Below are 20,048 nucleotides of genomic sequence, written 5' to 3' on the forward strand. Positions count from 1 at the left end.
CTATCGGCAGCTTAGTCACCTGTTTTAGGTAAATATCAGAAAATAACTAGAGTAAATCTCGCAATGCATCTTCTAATACAGTATATGTAAAAATGTAATTCTGTTGAATCAATTTTTCAGGTAAAACGCGCTGTCCTTTCAAAATAATCATACTCATTTCTCCCATCAGCAGCTGAAGGCCAAAGCTAGGTACGGGCATCCAGTGAGGACGATTCAACACTTTTCCAATCGTCTTTCCAAACTCTTTCATTTGAACGGGGTTTGGAGCAGTTACATTAACAGGTCCTTCTATTTGTTCGGTATGAATGCAATAATCAATAATTTTGACGACGTCTTGAAGATGCACCCAAGACATCCACTGCTCTCCCGAACCAACTGTCCCTCCTGCAAATAATTTATAAGGAAGGGCAGTAGAAGGGAGTGCCCCGCCATCTTTGCCTAATATAACGCCGAACCTTGTTAAAACAGTACGAATATTGAGTTCCATCGCTTTTAGCGCTTCATTTTCCCATTTTTTTACCGTTTCAGCTAAAAAGTCCGTGCCGATGGATGGAGAAGCTTCTGTGAACGTTTCTGTAGTCGATGTCCCGTAATAACCAACTGCGCTTGCATTTACATAAAGGGAAGGTTTTTCGGGTAAGGCAGCCATAATACGAAGGATTTCTTGAGTAGAAGAAAGGCGACTTTCCACAATGGCTTTTTTGCGCTCGTCCGTCCAGCGGCCGCTGTTAAGTGAAACGCCAGCTAAATTGATAAAAACGTCTGCTCCTTCTACATGCTCTTCAGGTTGGCTGTTTTCTTGCATCCATTCTACATATTTAAGTTTCGGATCTCTTGCAGCTTTATCTGCATTGCGTGTTAAAATATATACATAATGTTTTTGTGTTAAAAAATGTTTTGTTAAAGCTTTACCTACGAATCCAGTTCCTCCAGCAATAACAATTTTCATACGAACTTCCTCCTTTGTTGAGATAAATAAAAATGTGTATGATACGTTTGGCGGTTCTTCAGCCATCAATTTAATAAGAAATATGAGGTGAAGGTGTATGCCTGTTGTCACAAAGATCACAACGCAAAAGAATAGCGGTGAACGTTATAATGTGTATTTAGATTACGGTAAAGGTGAAGAGTTTGGCTTTGGTGTTGACGAAAATGTCCTCATCAAATATGACTTGAAAAAAGGTCGTGAGCTTGATGAATTTGAATTAACGGAAATTCAATACGCAGATGATGAGAAGAAAGCTTATAATTTAGCGATCACTTACTTATCTTATCGAATGCGCTCTGAAAAAGAGGTACATGATTATTTAAAGAAAAAAGAAATCAACTCTACTATTATTCAACAAGTTATTCAGAAATTAGTCAGCCACCGTTATTTAAATGATGAAGAGTTTGCCAAAGCATTTGTGTTAACTCAGATGAACACGACATCAAAAGGGCCAAATGTGATTCAAAGAGAATTAAAAGAAAAGGGAATTTCTGATTCCATTATTACCCTTAGTTTATGTGAATACCCCGAAGAACAGCAAATTCAAACTGCTGTGAAATTAATTGAAAAGTTAAAAGGAAAGTATAAAAAATTATCTCAGGTAATGATGAAACAAAAAATGGAACAAGCATTGGCAGTGAAGGGCTATTCATTTTCTATTATTCAAGAAGCATTTCAGCGCACGAATACAGAAAAAGAAAGCGATGAGGCATGGGAAGCTCTGCAATACCAAGGAATGAAAGCTCATCGTCGTTTTTCAAAGTATGAAGGCTGGGAATATCAGCAAAAAATGAAGCAAGCTCTTTATAGAAAAGGATTCTCTATTGACCAAATTCAATTATTTCTAGATTCTATTGAAGAGGAATAAAGGCAGGACAAAAGTATGTTAGTTGAAGGGAAATCCGAACGATGAATCGAGATTCTTGATGGAGAATCCAACTCGTTCGGATTTTTTCATTGAGATGGCAAACGTAAACTTCATGTGTTTATCTTTAGATTAATGCAGTTATGTTTCACTCTTTTTTAAAACAAAATATCTTCTGAGTCATTCTGCTGTTTATAAATAATCTCAGCAATTTCTGAAGCCGAGCGCAATCGGCTTTTATCTTTAATGTGGTTGTTGTGATCCCAAAAAGGGGTATTCATGCCTCCCATGTAAGCTGCAATCACATGAAGGTTAGTATCTTGATACTCCACTTTTAAACTTTCTGTAAATCCCCTTACGCCAAACTTACTTGCCACATAGACGCTTTCATTAGCTTTCCCGCGAAGTCCTGCAGTTGAAATGATATTCATCACTTTAGGTTCAGGTCTCGTTAAGAGATGAGGCATAAGCGCTTGTGTTAAAAAAATAGTTCCTTTTACATTTGTATCGATGACTTCATCGATGGCTTGTTTTGTATAATCCGTCAAAGGACCAAAATGTCCAATGCCTGCATTGTTGATAAGGATATCTACTGAATGCTGCATCAGCAGTTTTTCTACAGATTTTCCTACTTCTTCATACTTTGTAATATCTACAGACATCGTATATACGTTGTCGCTTAGCTCATGCTGCGCCTCTTTTAATTTATGTTGATTGCGTCCAGCTAGAATGACGTTGTAGTCTTTTGCGTAAAGTTTAGCGAGTTCTTTTCCAAGACCCGTCGCACCGCCTGTGATTAGCACTGTTTTCATTCCCAAAACTCCCTTTTCATAGTCTCCCTTTAGTTATACCTTTTGTTATAATAAAATGAAAGCAAACAAGGGGGAAAACAGCATGTCTGAAAAACGTTACAGCGATATGACAACGTATGAACTTCAACAAGAAATTGGGTCTCTTCAAGAAAAAGCACGAAAAGCTGAACAGCTTGGCATGGTCAATGAGTATGCAGTATTAGAAAGAAAAGTAACAATGGCTAGGTCGTATTTATTGGATCCCGAAACGTTTAAAGCAGGGGAAGTATATGAAATTCAAGGAGATCCGGGTTCATATTTTAAAATTGATTATATGAACGGAGTTTTTGCGTGGGGATTTAGGCTTGGCTCACCGCATAACGAAGAGGCATTGCCTATTTCCATGTTGAAAAAATAACGGGATGAACAAGCAGCACGAAGTGTGCTGCTTGTTTGATTTCTATATTCACTCTATTTTTAAACGTAAAGCAAGCGGTTATTCTTCACGCTCATTAGAAGCATGCATACGTTCTTGAGGATGCGTGTTAATAGTTCCATTTGCACGTTTTGAAGCGTACTCAGCTTTTGCTCGAGGTTCGCCTTCAAGCTTAGTATGATGTTGGTTTGTAAAATCTTTTGCTTTATTGCGCATCGATACCTCTCCTTTTACAACAGAAAGCGTTGCGGTTATGATATAGTACATGAGGGAGTGAATAACTCCGCATTTATAGTGTAAGTTAAAAGTGCAAACATACTCATAAAGAATTTTGGTAATCGAGGTGTTCTTATGAACGATATATTTGAAAGATTAACGAATCAGCTCTTAAATAAAAACAGTTCGCTCTCATATGCTCAAGCACGCACGTGGGTTGAACTTTTCTGGGAAGATTTTGAGTCATCTTACGCAAAAGCCGGATATGATTATAAAGGGAAAGAAGCGACGGAAAAGGTTGTTACGATGTATATTAACAGCTACGGTGATAAGCTTCATGAAATCGCGGTCAAAAACCCTAAATATCAGCATTTGTTGAATAACGATGACTATTTAAAACATTAAATAAAAACGAACCGTCTTGAGCAGACGGTTCGTTTTTGGGTTTCATATTTGTTCTTGTTATGATTAGTGCGGGAGATAATCAAGCTTTTTACGCAATTTTTTCTCACTGAAAATCCAACCTGTGTACGAACAAATGATATTTAAATCATAATCAAGCTGGACCACGGCTACAAATGGATAGTAATCCTTGCTGCGGTAGCGTAAATCAATAAAGCGCACTTCAATGTGGTCGTTATATTCATCCAGTTCCCATCTATAAATAGGTGAAAATGAAAGAAAAGCAGATAAATTTTCATCTTTTTTCGCTACTTCAATTACGGCTGATTCGGGAATTGGAACTTTATCAAACGTATCATAAATAAAAATTTCTTCTCCGATTGCTCTTCCTACATGAAAATACTTTTGGGTCGTCACAGCTAAGTGCCAGTGAGTGAAACGCATTGTAGGAGAGATATTGAGCTTGATAACATCAGGAAACTGTTTTCGAAGCTTCTTGGCAATTTGGTGGCGCATATAAAAGCGCAATCCATAGTAAAACGCCAATAACACATACAGCGTAATAAATGTTGGTCCTGGCTCTGCTCCAATAAACCAGATTAAAATCGCGAGTACGTGAGCTGAGAAAATCACGTAATCAAACGTGTTGATTACGCCAAGCGCAATCCATTTATTTGTGAAAGGCCGTAAAGCTTGCGTACCATAAGCGTTAAAGATATCAACAAAAACGTGAATAATGACGCCTGCAAAGGTCCACATCCAGAGATGCAGCAAGTTAGCTCCTGGCAGCAGAAGCGAAAGAATGAGCACGATAAGCAAAGGCCATAAAATAACAGCCGGGATAGAATGTGTAATTCCACGGTGATTGCGGATATACTGTGCATTGTTTCGCAACTTTAAAACAGTGTCTAAATCAGGTGCTAATGACCCGGCCATTACGCCAATCATTACAGCATCCATTGTGGCTGTATTCGCAGATACAGTGGGGTCTAATGTTGCAAGGCCGCCTAAAGCGATTCCCATTGCAATGTGTGTACCAGTATCCAGAGCGAACTCCTCCTTTGTAAAATGACAATCTTAGAGTATCCTAATTCAGCATGGAAGCTTAATTTAGGGCGAAAAATTTCGCTTTATTACTAACGCAGCAAATTAGCTGTTTTTATTCATTATTTGAACAATTCATTTTACTATTCATATTTGTAGTTGTTATAAGGTTATCATAAAGTTACTAAGATTCAAAAAGCAACACATTGTATATGTATAGTTAATACCTCGGAGGCTATGACGTGAAACAAAGTAAAGATATTGTACAAAATTTCGATATTCGAGCATTTCAAGATGACTTAATCTCTTGGTTTGAACAGGAACAGCGCATTTTACCTTGGCGTCAAGATCAGGACCCTTATAAAGTGTGGGTATCTGAAATTATGCTTCAACAAACGAGAGTAGATACGGTCATTCCGTATTTTAATAATTTTATTAGTAAATTTCCCACTATCAAAGATTTAGCTTATGCGAATGAAGATGATGTGTTAAAAGCATGGGAAGGGTTAGGCTATTATTCCCGTGCCCGTAATTTACAAACCGCCGTTCGAGAAGTTCACGAACAATACGGGGGAGAAGTTCCAAATACGCCAGCAGAAATCTCCAAACTAAAAGGAGTAGGCCCTTATACAACAGGAGCCATTTTAAGTATTGCATACGGAGTGCCGCAGCCTGCTGTAGATGGAAATGTCATGCGTGTACTATCGCGCATTTTATCCGTTTGGGATGATATTGCAAAACCGAAAACAAGAAAGCTGTTTGAAGATATCGTGCATGAAATTATTTCAAAAGATAATCCTTCCTATTTCAATCAGGGCATGATGGAACTTGGTGCCATTGTCTGTACACCAACTTCTCCTTCCTGTTTGTTATGTCCAGTTCGCGAACACTGCCGCGCGTTTGAAGAAGGAGTGCAGAATGAGCTTCCTGTCAAATCAAAGAAAAAAGCGCCGCGTGCTCTTCAGCTTGCTGCAGCGGTGATTAGAGACGAGGAAGGAAATTATCTGATTCATAAACGTCCAAGCAAAGGACTTTTAGCTAACCTATGGGAATTTCCAAATATAGAAGTAGATCTTAGTATAGCGCCAGATCATCAGCAGCTTCAGGCATTTATTCAAAATGAGTACGGAGCCGATATTAAAATTCATGCGCCGTTTACCACAATTCAGCACGTGTTTTCTCATATCGTCTGGAACATCACAGTATATGAAGCAGAGCTTGCAAGTGATATCAGTGCATTAAAAAATTTGAAAGTGGTTTCTGAAAAAGATTTAGAACAATATGCATTTCCTGTTTCCCATCAAAAAATCTTAAAAGAATATGTACTTGTTAAATAAAAGAAGCGTGGATAAACTCCGCGCTTCTTTTTATTTAATCATATGATACATGCGTGCCGTGTGTATAATCTGCTTCGTGGCGCTGTAGCCCGCCCCGTGCTTCAATTTCTTTAATAATTTGCTGATGAATACTTTGTCCTTCAGCATTTAAATACGGCGTCATTTGCTGTAAAGAGTGATGGAAAAACGCAAGCTCGCTGTCTTTCCACTCGCTTTTAGAAATCATTGAAAGAGCCGTCATGTCTCTACCTACATACATTCTATTCACCTCATTCATTTCATCAAGTTTTATCTATTTTCTCTATATTACTTGTTTCTTATGCGATAAAATCAGTACAATGTAAAGATAATACGATACATAAGGGAGATGACATCATGTCACAAAAGGTAGCACTAGTTACGGGAAGCAGCAGAGGTATTGGTAAAGAAATTGCCTTACGTCTGGCTAAAGAAGGATACGATATTGTATTAAACTATGCACGAAGCAAAAGTGCAGCGCAGGAAGTAGCAGAAGAAATCAAAGCGCTAGGCAGAGAAGCATTAGTTGTTAAAGCAAACGTAGGAAAAGTAGAAAAAATTAAAGAAATGTTTGAGCAAATTGATGAAGTATTCGGTCGCTTAGACGTATTTGTAAGTAATGCAGCGTCAGGAGTTCTACGTCCTATTATGGAATTGGAAGAAACTCACTGGAACTGGACAATGGATATTAACAGCAAAGGATATTTATTCTGTGCACAAGAAGCGGCTAAACGTATGGAAAAAGTAGGCGGAGGAAAGATTGTTACCATCAGTTCGCTTGGGTCTATTCGCTACTTAGAAAATTATACAACAGTAGGCGTGTCAAAAGCTGCTGTAGAAGCGTTGACACGCTATTTAGCAGTGGAGCTGGCTCCAAAGAATATTGTGGTAAATGCTGTCTCTGGAGGGGCTGTGGATACAGAGGCATTAAAACATTTCCCAAATCGCGATGAGCTTCTAGATGATGCACGCAAGCATACTCCAGCTGGTCGTATGGTGGAGCCAAAAGACATGGTAGATGCAGTTATGTTCTTAGTGTCCGATCAAGCAAATATGATTTGCGGTCAAACGCTTATTATTGACGGAGGGCGTTCACTTTTAATGTAAGGTAAATGTGTTTTGTGCTCGCGCCTTAAAATACTGAAAAAAGTTTGCATACCCTATTTACCTCCCGGGCATATTAATTTTCGTGGAGGTGATTACAATGGCAAAACAAACAAACAAAACAGCATCTGGTACAAGCACACAACACGTGAAACAACAAAATGCTCAAGCATCTAAAAACAACTTCGGTACTGAATTTGGTAGCGAAACAAATGTACAAGAAGTGAAACAACAAAATGCTCAAGCAGCGGCAAACAAAAGCCAAAATGCTCAAGCATCTAAAAACAACTTCGGTACTGAATTTGCTAGCGAAACAAGTGCTCAAGAAGTGAGACAACAAAACGCACAAGCTCAAGCAAAGAAAAACCAAAACTCTGGTAAATACCAAGGTTAATACCAAAAGCGAACTTAACGTCTTTCATACGGCGATGTTAAGTTCGCTTTTTCTTATATAAAAAGCAACAAAGTATGACAAAACTTCTTGAAACTTTACACAACTCGTCAAAGGAATCTGTCTCACCTAAACAGAATGTTAACAGAAGTGCCGCGTGTATGGTTAAGGCAAATAGGGAGGAGCTATCGTATGAAAAAATTTGATCAGCTAGTGACTCAACAATTGGAGACCATGGATCAACTTCTGTTTTTGCAGTCTGAGATTGAGCGCTGTCAGGAAATCGAAGGTGAACTAATAAAACTTCATGAAGAAGCAAAACTTCATTCTGTGCAAGATGAAATTAGTGAAATGAAGCTAAAATTAAAAGAGATTCAATTGACGTTTGAAGCACAAACCGAAGACATTATTCGTACATATAAAAGTGAAGGGGCTTGCTCTACACTTGCTTAATGAACATTGATGTGTCACTTCCTCTCTTTTTTAAGGCTGCCAAGCAAAGGAAAAGTAGGGGGAGTGGCTTTTTTGAACTCAAGAAGGTTAGCACATTTGTGTTAAAATGAGAGAGAAACCGTTATAATAAACATAAGACAAATGGAGACGTTATATGAATTTTTTTAAGTGCTAAAATGAAAGTAGGTATTGGAGATGGGAATTCCGGTGGAAGGAGAAACAATTCAAATACACAGCTACAAGCATAATGGACATATTCATCGCGTGTGGGATCGGACAACCGTATTAAAAGCAACCAATAACTTAGTGATTGGAGGAAATGATCGTACGATCGTTACAGAATCAGATGGACGAACATGGGTCACAAGAGAGCCTGCAATTTGTTATTTTCATGCTCAGCAGTGGTTTAACGTCATTGGGATGATCCGTGAAGATGGAATTTATTATTACTGCAATATCAGTTCGCCGTTCATTTATGATGACAATGAAGCGCTCAAATATATTGATTATGATTTAGATATCAAAGTCTATCCAGATATGACATACACCCTTCTTGATGAAGATGAATATGAGAAGCATCGAAAAGAAATGAATTATCCAGAAGTGATTGACCGTATTTTACATAATCACGTCGAGGAGTTAAAAGGTTGGATTCGACAGCGAAAAGGCCCGTTTGCTCCAGATTTCATTGACATTTGGTATGAGCGTTTTTTAACATATCGGCATTCTTGATGAATGATCTAGAGAACATTATGTTAGGCCGTCTAAAGCTGACTGTTTGATATAATGTTCTTTTTGGCGTTATGCTCACCATCTTTTAGAAGAGATAAAAGCACTAAAAAATCGACGGGTGTACATATACTAAGAAAGCTTGCCCTCATAGATAGAAAGGGGAGATTTTATGGGAAGTATAAGACGCTACATGAAGTTTGTACAGCCATACAAATGGCAAATTGTCGGCACTGTATTAATTGGTATTATTAAATTTGCTATTCCTTTATTAATTCCGCTGCTTTTGAAATATGTTTTGGACGATATCGTAAATGGACATGGCATGTCCTCCTCTGAAAAAGTTCATAAAATGGTGACGATTATGGGGATTTCGTTTGTTGTATTTTTAGTGTTAAGACCTCCCATTGAATATTACAGGCAGTATTATGCTCAGTGGGTATCGAGCAAAGTACTATATGATATACGGGATCAGCTGTTTAGCCATATTCAAAAGCTTAGCTTGCGTTATTATGCAAATACGCGAGCGGGTGAAGTGATTTCACGAGTCATTAATGATGTAGAGCAAACAAAAAACTTTGTTATCACAGGTTTAATGAACGTATGGCTTGATATGATGACGATTGTAATAGCCATTGTGATTATGTTTACGATGAATGTACCTTTAACACTGGTGTCGATTATTTTGCTGCCGGTTTATGCGTTCTCTGTAAAATATTTTTACAGTCGTCTTCGCCATTTAACACGAGTCCGTTCGCAGGCTTTAGCGGAAGTGCAGGGGCATTTACATGAAAGGGTTCAAGGGATCTCTGTTATTCGCAGCTTTGCTATTGAGCCTCATGAGCAGAAGCAATTTGATAAGCAAAATTCAAATTTTCTACAAAAAGCAATCAATCATACGAATTGGAATGCAAAAACATTTGCAGTAGTGAATACCATTACCGATTTGGCACCTTTAATCGTGATTACATTTGCTGGATATCAAGTCATCACAGAAAGTCTTAGCGTAGGAACGATGGTAGCATTTGTGGCCTATATTGACCGCTTGTATAATCCGCTTCGCCGCTTGGTCAATTCATCGACTACGCTCACGCAGTCTGTTGCATCTATGGACCGGGTGTTTGAGTTCATTGATGAAGAATACGATATTACAGACAAGAAAGATGCAAAAGAATGCACTGAGCTTCATGGAAAGGTGCAGTTTGAGCACGTTTCATTTGCTTATGAAGAAGAAGAAAAACCTGTGATTCATGATATTAATTTAGATGTAGAAAAAGGAAAATCCGTTGCGTTTGTTGGAATGAGCGGAGGAGGGAAATCCACGCTTATCAGCTTAATTCCGCGCTTTTATGATGTGACGGAGGGTAAAATTCTCATTGATGACATTGATATCAAAACCTATAAAGTACGCAGCCTGCGAGATAAGATTGGAATCGTCCTGCAGGATACGGTGTTGTTTAGTGACACGGTTAAAAACAATATACTGCTTGGAAAGCCAGGAGCGACAGATGAAGAAGTAATTGCTGCGGCAAAAGCCGCAAATGCCCACGATTTTATTATGAATTTGCCCGAAGGATATGATACAAAAGTGGGAGAGCGGGGAATGAAGCTATCAGGGGGACAGAAGCAGCGTATTTCCATTTCGCGCGTATTTTTAAAAAATCCAGCTATTCTTATTTTTGATGAAGCCACTTCAGCTCTAGATTTGGAAAGTGAGCACTATATTCAAGAAGCATTAGCTGAACTAGCAAAAGACCGTACGACTTTCATTGTAGCCCATCGTTTATCTACAATTACTCATGTTGATGAAATTGTACTTTTAGAAAATGGAAGAGTAGTCGAACGAGGTTCTCATGAGGAGTTAATTAAGAAAAAAGGTCATTACTATCAGCTCTTTAACGTTCAGCAACTTGATACAATTTAAAAACACCACCTATTGTCTAACAATAGGTGGTGTTTTTAATCTTCTTGTCGCTGATGATTAATATCAAATGAGTTAGCATCTTTGTGATAGTTTTGGAACGTATCAATCAGCTTATCAAGATGCTCTAACTCTTCACTATACTCAATGATGACAGAAATTAAAGGGAAGATATGATAAATAACCTTATTCTCTTCATCATTATCGTATATTTTGTACTGCATAAATTTATCGATTAAAGCTCGTTTTCCAACGCAGGCTTCGTTTGGTACAGTAGTGGTTGGCTGTACGCGTAATTTCCCAATGAATTTTAATAATACTTGCTCATGATACATTAACAGGCACTCAACTTCAGATTTGATTAAATCTTGAAATTGCTGCGGCATGACTTGAAGATCATTTTCTACTCGGTGAAGTAGTTTCAAGGTTGTAAGAGCTCGTGTTGTTACGGTAATCATTTGACGAAATAAAACGAGCTTGCGTGACTTAACAAAACGTTTTTTGGTTGAATAAGTGCGTTCTTCTTTGTAAAAATCAAAGATTTGATTCATTTTAGCCACATTGTCTTTCATTTTTTCAATGTCTTCTTTTAACAATGTGTGCTCAGATGCGTGATAAAGATTCATACGAATCCATTTAATAATTTCTTCCGTTGTGCTTACAATTTTATAATACAATCTTGTTTCATACTTTGGCGGAATAAAAATAAGATTGACAATAAATGCTGAGAATACCCCAAGTAACACTGTACCAAAGCGTATAAGTGCATATTCAACGAAATTATCTCCTGGATTTTCCATGATTGCAATTACTGTCACAAGCGCAAGCCCAATTGTATTATTAATACGTAATTTTAAGTTGACTGCAATGACAACAACAGCGGTAAAACCAATAATGATGGGATGGGTACCAAAAATAAGTCCAAAACAAACTGCAGAAGCAGCTCCAATCACATTCGCCTGTATTTGCTCCAATATTGTTAAGTAAGATCTGTAAATAGACGGTTGAATTGCAAAAACTGCCGCAATTGCCGCAAATATTGGAGATGGTAAACTTAGAAATTCACCTAATAACAATGAAAGTGTAATGGCAATTCCCGTTTTTAAGATGCGGGCACCAAGTTTCATGTGCGTTCGTAGTTCCTTTCTGTAAAAAAGTTTTTTCGTTATGAAGAATGTTCCCCAAAACAAATGATAAATTGCAAAAATCAATCCTTCTTTATTACATAACCTGTTGGAAATAATATAAACAATAACATACTATACAAGGTTTAAGAATGGATATCAAGAGAAAACAAGCAGAAAAATCAGGGTATTTCTCGGGATTTTTCGACAGGCTGACAAAAAGGAGATGACGCGTAAGAAATGGTTATGAAAGGTGGGAATGTTCTATAAGGAAACCCAAAGGTAAAACGAAAAAGAGGTCGAGACATAACGAAATAAATCCAATCCAAAGACGAACAAATGGGATACATGAGCTGAATGGCTTGTGACACAGCAGTTGATTTCCGCAGGAGTCTTCGACTTGCCCTCCAATCAGCTGCTAGAAAGACCTATACACATGAAACCTACGTTTACCCTAACAAAAAAAACGAACCACTAATCAAACATCTTGATCAATGGTTCGTTTTTCACTTCGTCTAAAATCCTTTTATCGCAGCCTTTTTAGAATAAGAATTAGCGTTCTTCACTTAATTGTTTAAATGCTTTTTCGACTGCTTCTAATGTGTCGGTAATATCTTGTTCTGTATGAGCTGTAGTAAGGAACCATGCTTCATATTTCGAAGGAGCTAAGTTGACACCTTGGTGGAGCATTAGTTTAAAGAAGCGTGCAAATAATTCGCCGTCTGTATTTTCTGCTTGTTCATAGTTTTTGACCGTTTCTGTTGTAAAGTAGACAGTAAGAGCGCCTTTCAATCGATTGATAGTGATAGGCATGTTATATGTACGAGCATGTTTTAAAATACCTTCTTCGAGCATCGCCCCTAGCTTATCCAACTGTTCATAAACACCTTCTTGCTTTAGTACTTCCAGGCAAGCAATCCCAGAAAGAATAGAAGCTGGGTTTCCTGCCATTGTACCTGCTTGATAAGCTGGTCCAAGCGGCGCTACTTTTTCCATGATTTCTTTTTTACCGCCGTAAGCCCCGATTGGAAGGCCGCCGCCGATGATTTTTCCAAATGCAGTGAGATCAGGTTTTACACCAAGTAAATCTTGAGCTCCACCGTACATAAAGCGAAACGCTGTAATAACTTCGTCGTAAATAACAAGTGCTCCAGCTTCGTGAGTTAATTCATTAACTTGTTCTAAAAAGCCAGGTTCCGGCTCAACAATTCCGAAGTTTCCAACGATTGGTTCTACTAAAACAGCCGCAATTTGATCGCCCCATTTTTCTAATGCTTCCTTGTAAGGCTCGATGTCGTTAAAAGGAACTGTGATGACTTCGTTAGCAATACTTTTTGGTACACCAGCAGAGTCAGGAGTGCCGAGTGTAGAAGGACCAGATCCAGCTGCTACTAACACAAGGTCAGAATGGCCGTGGTAGCAACCTGCAAATTTAATAATTTTATCGCGTCCAGTATAAGCGCGCGCTACACGGATCGTTGTCATAACGGCTTCTGTCCCAGAGTTGACGAAGCGCACTTTATCTAATGCGGGCATCGCTTCTTTGAGCATTTTAGCAAATGTGACTTCATGAGCAGTTGGAGTACCGTAAAGAACACCTGTTTCAGCTGCTTTTGTAATAGCTTTCGTGATATGAGGATGAGCGTGTCCTGTAATAATAGGACCATAAGCTGCTAAATAGTCAATATATTTATTTCCATCAACGTCCCAGAAATAAGCTCCGCTTGCCTTCTCCATTGCAACAGGCGCTCCGCCTCCTACGGCTTTATATGAACGTGAAGGGCTGTTAACGCCGCCTACAATATGTTCGAGCGCTTCAGCGTGTAATTGTTCTGATTTTGTGAATTGCATAGTATGCCTCCTAATGAAAAGTTCAACTTCTTTATTCTATCAAACTTATTTGTTTCTTGAAAAACATTCGAGAACGTGTATGATAGAAATTTGTGAGCTAACTGCTAGAAAATAGTTCTTCGTCTCTTGGAGGAGTTGCTAGCAAGGGCGCCGGAAGCAATAAAAGAAACCACTAATACGTCGACGTAACGGAGGGAATACAATGAAAAATGCTATTGAGGTGAATCAACTTCGGAAAGAATTTAAAGCCTATTCTAGCCGCTCTGGCCTTAAAGGGGCATTCCGGGATTTATTTACCCGTAATTATAGAGTCATGAAAGCTGTGAACGATATTTCGTTTACCGTAAAACAAGGGGAAATGGTAGGGTATATAGGAGAAAACGGAGCGGGGAAATCAACCACAATCAAAATGCTAACAGGGATCTTAACTCCAACTGCAGGCGACATTACCGTAAATGGAATGAACCCTCATAAAGAAAGAGAAAAGTTTGCCCAAACGATTGGGGTAGTTTTTGGTCAACGCTCTCAGCTGTGGTGGGATATTGCCGTACAAGAATCTTTTCGCCTGTTAAAAAAAGTATACAAAGTGTCAGATGAAGATTATAACGCTCATATGGAGCACGTTATTCAAACGTTAGATATCGGGCCGCTGCTAGATAAGCCGGTGCGAAAGCTTTCTTTAGGTCAAAGAATGCGCTGTGAGCTGGCTGCTGCTCTCATTCATAATCCGCCGCTTCTATTTTTAGATGAACCGACGATTGGTTTAGATGTACTAGTTAAATTAAAAATCCGCCAATTTTTAAAAGAAATTAATGAAAAATACAACACGACGATTTTGCTTACAACACATGATTTAGCAGATATTGAAGCTTTATGTGAACGCGTTGTAATGCTGGATGAAGGCAGTATTATTTATGATGGATCGCTGCAAAAGCTGCGTTCGAACTGGGGCGACCTTAAGCAGATTACGTTTGAATTTGGGACTGCGCCAAATAAAGAGCAGTTGAAGCTATTGACGCAAGGAATGCCTGTTAACTGGATTGAAGGTGATCAAAAATATTTGTGGACAGCGCAGCTTCAAAATAAAGGAGACTTAATGTCGCAGCTGATTGCTAAAGTGGTGGCAAAGCATGAAATCAGCGATATTAACATTGAAGAAATTTCAACAGAAGAAATTATCCGCAACATTTATGAAGAAGGTGTTGTGAATGGATAAATATATAGAGATGATACGCATTCGCTTTTTAATGATGCTGGCGTATCGGACGAATTATTACAGCGGAATATTGATTTATGCAATTAATATTGGTGCTTACTATTTTTTATGGTCGGCTATTTATGGAGGAAAAGAGAATATTCAAGGTTTATCCATTACTCAAATGACAACGTATGTAGCCGTTTCATGGATGGCCAGAGCCTTTTACTTTAATAACATTGACCGTGAAATGGCAACGGAAATTAAAGATGGCAAAGTGGCTGTAGAGTTAATTAAACCATACAGCTACCTTGGTATGAAAACGATGCAAGGACTGGGAGAAGGGATTTTTCGAGTGCTGTTTTTCTCAGTGCCCGGCATGATTATTGTCGCGTTTTTATTTCCAGTACAGTTCTCAGCAAATGCAGCAACATGGCTTTATTTTGGACTGTCTTTAATTTTTAGTTTCATTATCAATACACAAATTAATTTATTAACGGGTATTACGACTTTCTTTCTCTTTAACAATGATGGACTCATTCGAGCGAAGCGCGTTGTTATTGATTTGTTTTCAGGACTTCTTCTGCCCATCAGTTTCTATCCTTTCTGGGCGCAACATATTATGAGCTATTTCCCTTTTCAAGCCATTAGTTATATTCCGAGCATGATTTTCACAAATGGATTTAAAGGGCAGGAAGTAATAAATGCTCTTATCACCCAAGCAGTTTGGTCAGGACTTCTATTTATCCCTATTGCATGTTTGTGGAACATAGCGAAGAAAAAAATGGTTATTCAAGGAGGGTAGTCTATGAAAATGTTTTATTTTTCGATTTTCTTTCAGTACATTGGTCAATATATGAAAACAAGGCTTCAGTATCGTACCGACATGGTAGTTGAAATCATATCGGACTTATTATTTCAAGCGGTTAACTTAATTTTTATTTTAGTTGTATTTGGTCATACTCAGTCGCTGCACGGATGGTCACGAGAGGAAATTATCTTTATTTATGGTTTCTTTTTAGTTCCTTTTGCTATTTTTTCGTCTTTCTTTAACATTTGGGATTTCAATGAGCGCTACATTGTTAAGGGAGAAATGGACCGAATTTTAACGCGGCCGATTCATAGTTTGTTTCAAGTTATTTTGGAGCGAATGGAGCTAGAATCATTGTTTGGTGGTGTCACAGGGATTGCCGTAATGGCTTACGCTGCGTCTTCTTTACATCTTCATTTCCAGTGGTATGATGTTTTTATTTTTCTATTATTTATTTTGGGAGGAGCGCTTGTATACGCAGGAATTTTCATCGCCTTAGCAAGCATAGGCTTCTGGTCGGATGCAAGAACTTCTATTATGCCCACTATTTATAATATTGGAAACTACGGAAGGTATCCTGTAGATATTTACAATAATGTCATCCGCTATGTTTTAACGTGGATTCTTCCTTTTGCATTTGTAGGCGTATATCCAGCTGCTTATTTCCTAGGAAGAGCTGAATGGTACGGATATGCATTTTTAACTCCAGTAATGGGAATCATCTTTTTTACAATCTCTATCTTCTTATGGAATACAGGTGTCAAAAAATACAGAGGAGCAGGCAATTAAATGCCTGCTCTTTTTCGTGGCTTGGGAGTAGTAATGAATGGACAAGAACGCGCGTATAGTGGTAGTAGAGTATAAATTAAAGGAGTAGAATGATGGTTATTTTTCTAATCCTCGTTATCGTTGTTTTTGTAATTGGTAGTATGAAGTTTCTCTTTGAAAAAGAACTTGGAGAATTTCATTTTTTCTCAATTGGTCACTTCTTTGTCTTGTTTTATTCATATATTACAGTTTTATTGGGATTTAGCCTTATTTATACAGTGTGTGAGATGGGGAGTATTCCAGTGTTAAGCGGAGGGTTTGAACATGAAGGTCATTATTTTTATACGCTGTTTAACAGCATGTATTTCAGCGCAGCAACGTTATTTTCAGTAGGATACGGAGATATGTATCCGGTTGGAATTGGGAAATTATTTGCAACTTTTGAAGCGTTTATCGGCTATATTATGCCTGCAATCTTCGTGATGCGAACTGTTACCCGCACTTAAACTTGTCATCTTATCTAATATTGGGTACGCTATTCAAAGAAAATGAAAAGCGTAAAGGAGAAGATAAATATGACAGCTGTAGTTGGAGAAAAAGCACCTGATTTTGTATTGATGTCTACAAATGGAGAGCAAGTATCACTAGCGTCGATGAAAGGCAAAAATGTTGTGCTGTATTTTTATCCGAAAGATATGACGCCAGGCTGTACAACAGAAGCCTGTGATTTCAGAGATCAGCATGAAAATTTTGAAGAGCTAGATGCGGTGATTCTAGGAGTGAGCCCAGATCCAATCGACAAACACTATAAGTTTATTGATAAGCACGGCCTTCCATTCTTACTTTTAGCTGATGAAGATCACAGCGTAGCTGAAGAGTACGGAGTATGGACACTGAAAAAAAACTTTGGGAAAGAATATATGGGCATTGAACGCTCCACTTTTATCATTGATAAAGAAGGAATGCTCGTAAAAGAGTATCGCAAGGTTCGAGTGAAAGGGCATGTGGAAGAAGCTTTATCATTTATTAAAGAAAAAATGGCATAAAAACAGGCAGATAACCAGAGCAGTTTTAGTCTTTGAACATACAATATCAGTGTAGGGCATACCTCCTCAGATGTTAATATATTTAAAAGTGTGGATTGATTTCCACACTTCTTTTTTTTACATAAAATATATGAAAAACTTCTACTTATTACATAAAATAGGAATAGGCATCAAGTTGACAAAACGTGGGTAAAACATGTAGACTAATTATAAGAATTATAAAGTAATAATACTTACAGAAGAGGGGTGCATGACGTGTCAAATCATTTACAAGAAGCCCTTGAAACGTTAAAAGGTACTGGCGTTCGTATTACACCACAACGTCATGCTATTTTAGAGTATTTAATCAATTCCATGACACATCCAACAGCAGATGATATTTATAAAGCGCTGGAAGGTAAGTTTCCAAATATGAGTGTAGCAACCGTTTACAATAATTTAAGAGTATTTCGCGAAGTAGGTATTGTAAAGGAACTAACATACGGTGATGCATCAAGCCGGTTTGATTATGTTACAACAGAGCATTATCATGTGATTTGCGAAAGCTGCGGAAAAATTGTGGATTTTCATTATCCTGGTTTAGACGAAGTAGAAAAGCTGGCTGCTCATATTACTGACTTTGATATTAGTCACCACCGAATGGAAATTTACGGAACGTGTCCTGATTGTACGGCTAAAAAAGCGCATTAATAAGCTGATAGTAGTGATACTATCAGCTTTCTTTTTGTTTTTTTCTATTATACTTTTCATCGAATTGTTTTCCTTCAAGAGACCGGTCAAGCGTAAGCGGCTCGTTGCAATACATACACATATCTACGCGCCCTAGCATTTTTGTTTGCTTTTGACATGTAGGGCAGGTTACTTGAACCGCTTTTGTAGAAAGCATGCCAATCCAGAAATAAACGCCGGTACTGGCTACGATGCACAGCAACCCCAAAAGCATAAAAATAGTCATTAGCCAGACTGAAGACCGAAAGAAAATTCCCCCATACATAACAATGAAACCAACAAAGATCAGACTGAGTGCAAACGTGCGAATCTTGTTAATTTTATTTGAATACTTTATCCCCATCAGTATCCCCCCTGTTACCAATATATCATAGAGTGAGACAGTGAATGATGATAAAAATTGAATCTTCGGAAAATTATCGTTGGTTTTTGAGCTTTCTGAATGATTTCCATAATTCTGAGTGGGATATCCGTTATACATCGTATATAATAAAAAAAGAAATCTTAGTCCATAGCCTTTAAAATTTTGAAAAATATTTGTTTATTACAGTTAGGAGAGCTCAAAATGGAAGATGTTTTACGGCCAATATATCAAGAAAGAGCTAGCAATAAAGACACACTAGGTATTTTACTGATTGAAAAAAAGAAATCAGAATCTCCAGTGACGGATAATTTGGATGCTATCTTATTTATTGTGACCAAAACTACAGAAACTTCTCTTTTTATTAAACAATACGAATATGAAAATGAGCGTGCGGCACTTTATATGGCTTCTGAACAGCAAATGAGTGAATGGATTATGAATGGGACGAACCGCCGTATTATTGATTGGATCTTAAATGGTAAAGTGCTATTTGATCGAAACGAATATATGGAAAACTTAAAGAAACGCTTAATTGATTTTCCTAGAGAAGATCGGACAAAGAGAATAGGTGTCGAGTTTGCTAAATTGATTCGGCGATTTAAAGAAGGAAAAGACTTTTATGCGTCTAATCATTATTTAGATGCATTTAATCATGTCATTCATGCTCTTCATCATTTAGCACGACTGTCTGTGTTAGAAAATGGATTTCACCCAGAAGTGACAGTATGGAACCAAGTGAAAAAAATAGAACCTGAAATTCATCGTCTTTACGAAGAGCTAATTATTAGCCAAGAAGAGGTTAGCAAGCGTTTAGAGCTGCTTTTCTTAGCGAGTGAATTTCTAGTAAATAAAAAAACTGAATTGGGTGCCAAGCATCTTGTTCATATTATGAAAAGTGAAAAGCAGGAATGGACGTTTAATGAACTGGTTCATCATCCCGAAATACGCCCTTATGCTATTGATTTAGGAATACTTCTTGAGTTTTTAATTGAAAAAGATATCATTATGGTAAAAAAAGTAGAAACCAAAGGAAAGAGTTTGTACCATAGACACTATGTGGCGAAATGATAGAGAGGATAAAGGGTATCTGATACGGTGCGGTTATGACGTTTAGATACCCTGACATATGACTTTATAGCCTGGATAAAAGGTTTTTCTAAAAAAACCCGATTTATTTTAAAAAATCTATTGACGCTTTAAAATATCCGTGGTAAATTTATATACGTCGCCAATGAGCGATACTAAATTTATCAAGAACTTGAAAAAACTTCTTAAAAAAAGTTGTTGACAAGAAAGAGATGAACTGGTAAGATTAAAAAGTCGCTTAAGAGCGGCGGTTGAACTTTGAAAACTGAACAAAGCGACAAACGTCAACGTTAATTTTTATTTTTTAAATTGAGCAAGTCAAACATTTCTTCGGAGAGTTTGATCCTGGCTCAGGATGAACGCTGGCGGCGTGCCTAAT

At 37.8% G+C, this 20,048-nt stretch carries 24 protein-coding genes; 16 read left to right on the forward strand and 8 right to left on the reverse strand.

All coding sequences use genetic code 11. From position 1 onward, the window contains the following. Positions 1 to 46 precede the first annotated feature (46 nt). The gene (locus AC1D0Y_RS22695; protein WP_050688500.1) at positions 47 to 949 is read right to left on the reverse strand and encodes a TIGR01777 family oxidoreductase; all 903 of its coding nucleotides are present in this window, start codon (positions 947 to 949) and stop codon (positions 47 to 49) included. A 97-nt stretch (positions 950 to 1,046) separates the two neighbouring features. Here AC1D0Y_RS22695 and recX point away from each other — a divergent pair, with 97 nt between their 5' ends. Next, positions 1,047 to 1,856, forward strand: coding sequence for a recombination regulator RecX (recX, locus tag AC1D0Y_RS22700; protein ID WP_060746134.1), 810 nt, complete (start codon positions 1,047 to 1,049; stop codon positions 1,854 to 1,856). A gap of 155 nt (positions 1,857 to 2,011) precedes the next feature. Here the strand turns inward: recX and AC1D0Y_RS22705 are convergent, their stop codons facing one another. Further along, the gene (locus AC1D0Y_RS22705) at positions 2,012 to 2,665 is read right to left on the reverse strand and encodes an SDR family NAD(P)-dependent oxidoreductase (RefSeq protein WP_060746135.1); all 654 of its coding nucleotides are present in this window, start codon (positions 2,663 to 2,665) and stop codon (positions 2,012 to 2,014) included. An 82-nt stretch (positions 2,666 to 2,747) separates the two neighbouring features. Here AC1D0Y_RS22705 and AC1D0Y_RS22710 point away from each other — a divergent pair, with 82 nt between their 5' ends. Then, a complete protein-coding gene (locus AC1D0Y_RS22710; protein ID WP_028410121.1) occupies positions 2,748 to 3,062 on the forward strand; it encodes a YfhH family protein in 315 nt (104 codons plus the stop codon). A gap of 78 nt (positions 3,063 to 3,140) precedes the next feature. Here the strand turns inward: AC1D0Y_RS22710 and AC1D0Y_RS22715 are convergent, their stop codons facing one another. After that, complete coding sequence (locus AC1D0Y_RS22715; RefSeq protein ID WP_016762865.1) at positions 3,141 to 3,296, reverse strand: small, acid-soluble spore protein K; 156 nt, start codon at positions 3,294 to 3,296, stop codon at positions 3,141 to 3,143. 135 nt (positions 3,297 to 3,431) lie between these two features. Between AC1D0Y_RS22715 and AC1D0Y_RS22720 the strand changes: the two genes are divergently transcribed. Beyond that, entirely contained in the window at positions 3,432 to 3,701 is a 270-nt protein-coding gene (locus AC1D0Y_RS22720) for a YfhJ family protein (RefSeq protein ID WP_013055156.1), read from the forward strand. A 63-nt stretch (positions 3,702 to 3,764) separates the two neighbouring features. On the opposite strand, the gene AC1D0Y_RS22725 is transcribed toward AC1D0Y_RS22720, so the two are convergent. After that, positions 3,765 to 4,745 carry a metal-dependent hydrolase gene (locus AC1D0Y_RS22725; RefSeq protein WP_477707934.1) on the reverse strand — a complete coding sequence of 327 codons (981 nt, stop codon included), beginning with the start codon at positions 4,743 to 4,745 and terminating at the stop codon, positions 3,765 to 3,767. 239 nt (positions 4,746 to 4,984) lie between these two features. On the opposite strand from AC1D0Y_RS22725, the gene mutY reads away from it, so the two are divergent. Beyond that, positions 4,985 to 6,079 (forward strand): A/G-specific adenine glycosylase, encoded by a 1,095-nt coding sequence (gene mutY, locus AC1D0Y_RS22730; protein ID WP_028410119.1) that lies wholly within the window; start codon positions 4,985 to 4,987, stop codon positions 6,077 to 6,079. Between the two features lie 34 nt (positions 6,080 to 6,113). Here mutY and AC1D0Y_RS22735 read toward each other — a convergent pair whose 3' ends face one another. After that, positions 6,114 to 6,338, reverse strand: a complete 225-nt coding sequence (locus AC1D0Y_RS22735) for a hypothetical protein (protein ID WP_014461827.1) — start codon at positions 6,336 to 6,338, stop codon at positions 6,114 to 6,116. 116 nt (positions 6,339 to 6,454) lie between these two features. Between AC1D0Y_RS22735 and fabL the strand changes: the two genes are divergently transcribed. The 5 genes from fabL (at position 6,455) to AC1D0Y_RS22760 (ending at position 10,698) form a co-directional block, all read left to right on the forward strand. Next, positions 6,455 to 7,204, forward strand: coding sequence for an enoyl-[acyl-carrier-protein] reductase FabL (gene fabL / locus AC1D0Y_RS22740; protein ID WP_013055160.1), 750 nt, complete (start codon positions 6,455 to 6,457; stop codon positions 7,202 to 7,204). 97 nt (positions 7,205 to 7,301) lie between these two features. After that, the gene (locus AC1D0Y_RS22745; protein WP_013055161.1) at positions 7,302 to 7,595 is read left to right on the forward strand and encodes a gamma-type small acid-soluble spore protein; all 294 of its coding nucleotides are present in this window, start codon (positions 7,302 to 7,304) and stop codon (positions 7,593 to 7,595) included. A 189-nt stretch (positions 7,596 to 7,784) separates the two neighbouring features. Then, complete coding sequence (locus AC1D0Y_RS22750; protein ID WP_013081548.1) at positions 7,785 to 8,045, forward strand: YgaB family protein; 261 nt, start codon at positions 7,785 to 7,787, stop codon at positions 8,043 to 8,045. 195 nt (positions 8,046 to 8,240) lie between these two features. After that, a complete protein-coding gene (gene ntdP / locus AC1D0Y_RS22755) occupies positions 8,241 to 8,777 on the forward strand; it encodes a nucleoside tri-diphosphate phosphatase (protein ID WP_028410117.1) in 537 nt (178 codons plus the stop codon). A 169-nt stretch (positions 8,778 to 8,946) separates the two neighbouring features. Beyond that, positions 8,947 to 10,698 (forward strand): ABC transporter ATP-binding protein, encoded by a 1,752-nt coding sequence (locus tag AC1D0Y_RS22760; RefSeq protein WP_016762869.1) that lies wholly within the window; start codon positions 8,947 to 8,949, stop codon positions 10,696 to 10,698. Positions 10,699 to 10,733: 35 nt separating this feature from the next. Here the strand turns inward: AC1D0Y_RS22760 and AC1D0Y_RS22765 are convergent, their stop codons facing one another. Together AC1D0Y_RS22765 and AC1D0Y_RS22770 are read right to left on the reverse strand one after the other, a co-directional pair. After that, a complete protein-coding gene (locus AC1D0Y_RS22765; protein WP_013081550.1) occupies positions 10,734 to 11,822 on the reverse strand; it encodes an FUSC family protein in 1,089 nt (362 codons plus the stop codon). A gap of 549 nt (positions 11,823 to 12,371) precedes the next feature. Then, positions 12,372 to 13,670, reverse strand: coding sequence for a glutamate-1-semialdehyde 2,1-aminomutase (locus AC1D0Y_RS22770; protein ID WP_028410116.1), 1,299 nt, complete (start codon positions 13,668 to 13,670; stop codon positions 12,372 to 12,374). A 202-nt stretch (positions 13,671 to 13,872) separates the two neighbouring features. Between AC1D0Y_RS22770 and AC1D0Y_RS22775 the strand changes: the two genes are divergently transcribed. The 6 genes from AC1D0Y_RS22775 to perR all read left to right on the forward strand — a co-directional run bounded on the left by AC1D0Y_RS22775 (position 13,873) and on the right by perR (position 18,180). Next, the gene (locus AC1D0Y_RS22775) at positions 13,873 to 14,886 is read left to right on the forward strand and encodes an ABC transporter ATP-binding protein (RefSeq protein WP_028410115.1); all 1,014 of its coding nucleotides are present in this window, start codon (positions 13,873 to 13,875) and stop codon (positions 14,884 to 14,886) included. Next, the gene (locus AC1D0Y_RS22780; protein WP_028410114.1) at positions 14,879 to 15,670 is read left to right on the forward strand and encodes an ABC transporter permease; all 792 of its coding nucleotides are present in this window, start codon (positions 14,879 to 14,881) and stop codon (positions 15,668 to 15,670) included. The genes AC1D0Y_RS22775 and AC1D0Y_RS22780 overlap by 8 nt, the downstream gene beginning before the upstream one ends. 9 nt (positions 15,671 to 15,679) lie before the next feature. Continuing rightward, entirely contained in the window at positions 15,680 to 16,465 is a 786-nt protein-coding gene (locus AC1D0Y_RS22785; RefSeq protein WP_028410113.1) for an ABC transporter permease, read from the forward strand. Positions 16,466 to 16,557: 92 nt separating this feature from the next. Continuing rightward, on the forward strand, positions 16,558 to 16,950 hold the full coding sequence (locus AC1D0Y_RS22790; protein WP_028410112.1) for an ion channel: 393 nt from the start codon (positions 16,558 to 16,560) through the stop codon (positions 16,948 to 16,950). Positions 16,951 to 17,019: 69 nt separating this feature from the next. Beyond that, positions 17,020 to 17,490 (forward strand): thioredoxin-dependent thiol peroxidase, encoded by a 471-nt coding sequence (gene bcp, locus AC1D0Y_RS22795; protein ID WP_060746136.1) that lies wholly within the window; start codon positions 17,020 to 17,022, stop codon positions 17,488 to 17,490. Positions 17,491 to 17,745: 255 nt separating this feature from the next. After that, complete coding sequence (gene perR, locus AC1D0Y_RS22800) at positions 17,746 to 18,180, forward strand: peroxide-responsive transcriptional repressor PerR (RefSeq protein WP_013055172.1); 435 nt, start codon at positions 17,746 to 17,748, stop codon at positions 18,178 to 18,180. A gap of 22 nt (positions 18,181 to 18,202) precedes the next feature. On the opposite strand, the gene AC1D0Y_RS22805 is transcribed toward perR, so the two are convergent. Continuing rightward, complete coding sequence (locus AC1D0Y_RS22805; protein ID WP_014461817.1) at positions 18,203 to 18,562, reverse strand: YgzB family protein; 360 nt, start codon at positions 18,560 to 18,562, stop codon at positions 18,203 to 18,205. Positions 18,563 to 18,784: 222 nt separating this feature from the next. Here AC1D0Y_RS22805 and AC1D0Y_RS22810 point away from each other — a divergent pair, with 222 nt between their 5' ends. After that, positions 18,785 to 19,651 carry a nucleotidyltransferase-like protein gene (locus AC1D0Y_RS22810; RefSeq protein WP_013055174.1) on the forward strand — a complete coding sequence of 289 codons (867 nt, stop codon included), beginning with the start codon at positions 18,785 to 18,787 and terminating at the stop codon, positions 19,649 to 19,651. Positions 19,652 to 20,048 lie beyond the last annotated feature (397 nt).

This window comes from Priestia sp. P1_B12_1, assembly GCF_056406695.1.

Bases quoted from the DNA above. Each gene is read 5' to 3' on its own strand.
- AC1D0Y_RS22765 (WP_013081550.1), bottom strand. From the start codon at position 11,822: ATGAAACTTGGTGCCCGCATCTTAAAAACGGGAATTGCCATTACACTT.
- AC1D0Y_RS22715 (WP_016762865.1), bottom strand. From the start codon at position 3,296: ATGCGCAATAAAGCAAAAGATTTTACAAACCAACATCATACTAAGCTT.
- AC1D0Y_RS22745 (WP_013055161.1), top strand. From the start codon at position 7,302: ATGGCAAAACAAACAAACAAAACAGCATCTGGTACAAGCACACAACAC.
- AC1D0Y_RS22770 (WP_028410116.1), bottom strand. From the start codon at position 13,670: ATGCAATTCACAAAATCAGAACAATTACACGCTGAAGCGCTCGAACAT.
- AC1D0Y_RS22735 (WP_014461827.1), bottom strand. From the start codon at position 6,338: ATGTATGTAGGTAGAGACATGACGGCTCTTTCAATGATTTCTAAAAGC.
- AC1D0Y_RS22705 (WP_060746135.1), bottom strand. From the start codon at position 2,665: ATGAAAACAGTGCTAATCACAGGCGGTGCGACGGGTCTTGGAAAAGAA.
- AC1D0Y_RS22695 (WP_050688500.1), bottom strand. From the start codon at position 949: ATGAAAATTGTTATTGCTGGAGGAACTGGATTCGTAGGTAAAGCTTTA.
- AC1D0Y_RS22790 (WP_028410112.1), top strand. From the start codon at position 16,558: ATGGTTATTTTTCTAATCCTCGTTATCGTTGTTTTTGTAATTGGTAGT.
- AC1D0Y_RS22785 (WP_028410113.1), top strand. From the start codon at position 15,680: ATGTTTTATTTTTCGATTTTCTTTCAGTACATTGGTCAATATATGAAA.
- AC1D0Y_RS22810 (WP_013055174.1), top strand. From the start codon at position 18,785: ATGGAAGATGTTTTACGGCCAATATATCAAGAAAGAGCTAGCAATAAA.
- AC1D0Y_RS22720 (WP_013055156.1), top strand. From the start codon at position 3,432: ATGAACGATATATTTGAAAGATTAACGAATCAGCTCTTAAATAAAAAC.
- AC1D0Y_RS22760 (WP_016762869.1), top strand. From the start codon at position 8,947: ATGGGAAGTATAAGACGCTACATGAAGTTTGTACAGCCATACAAATGG.
- AC1D0Y_RS22775 (WP_028410115.1), top strand. From the start codon at position 13,873: ATGAAAAATGCTATTGAGGTGAATCAACTTCGGAAAGAATTTAAAGCC.
- ntdP (WP_028410117.1), top strand. From the start codon at position 8,241: ATGGGAATTCCGGTGGAAGGAGAAACAATTCAAATACACAGCTACAAG.
- recX (WP_060746134.1), top strand. From the start codon at position 1,047: ATGCCTGTTGTCACAAAGATCACAACGCAAAAGAATAGCGGTGAACGT.
- AC1D0Y_RS22780 (WP_028410114.1), top strand. From the start codon at position 14,879: ATGGATAAATATATAGAGATGATACGCATTCGCTTTTTAATGATGCTG.
- fabL (WP_013055160.1), top strand. From the start codon at position 6,455: ATGTCACAAAAGGTAGCACTAGTTACGGGAAGCAGCAGAGGTATTGGT.
- bcp (WP_060746136.1), top strand. From the start codon at position 17,020: ATGACAGCTGTAGTTGGAGAAAAAGCACCTGATTTTGTATTGATGTCT.
- AC1D0Y_RS22805 (WP_014461817.1), bottom strand. From the start codon at position 18,562: ATGGGGATAAAGTATTCAAATAAAATTAACAAGATTCGCACGTTTGCA.
- AC1D0Y_RS22750 (WP_013081548.1), top strand. From the start codon at position 7,785: ATGAAAAAATTTGATCAGCTAGTGACTCAACAATTGGAGACCATGGAT.
- AC1D0Y_RS22710 (WP_028410121.1), top strand. From the start codon at position 2,748: ATGTCTGAAAAACGTTACAGCGATATGACAACGTATGAACTTCAACAA.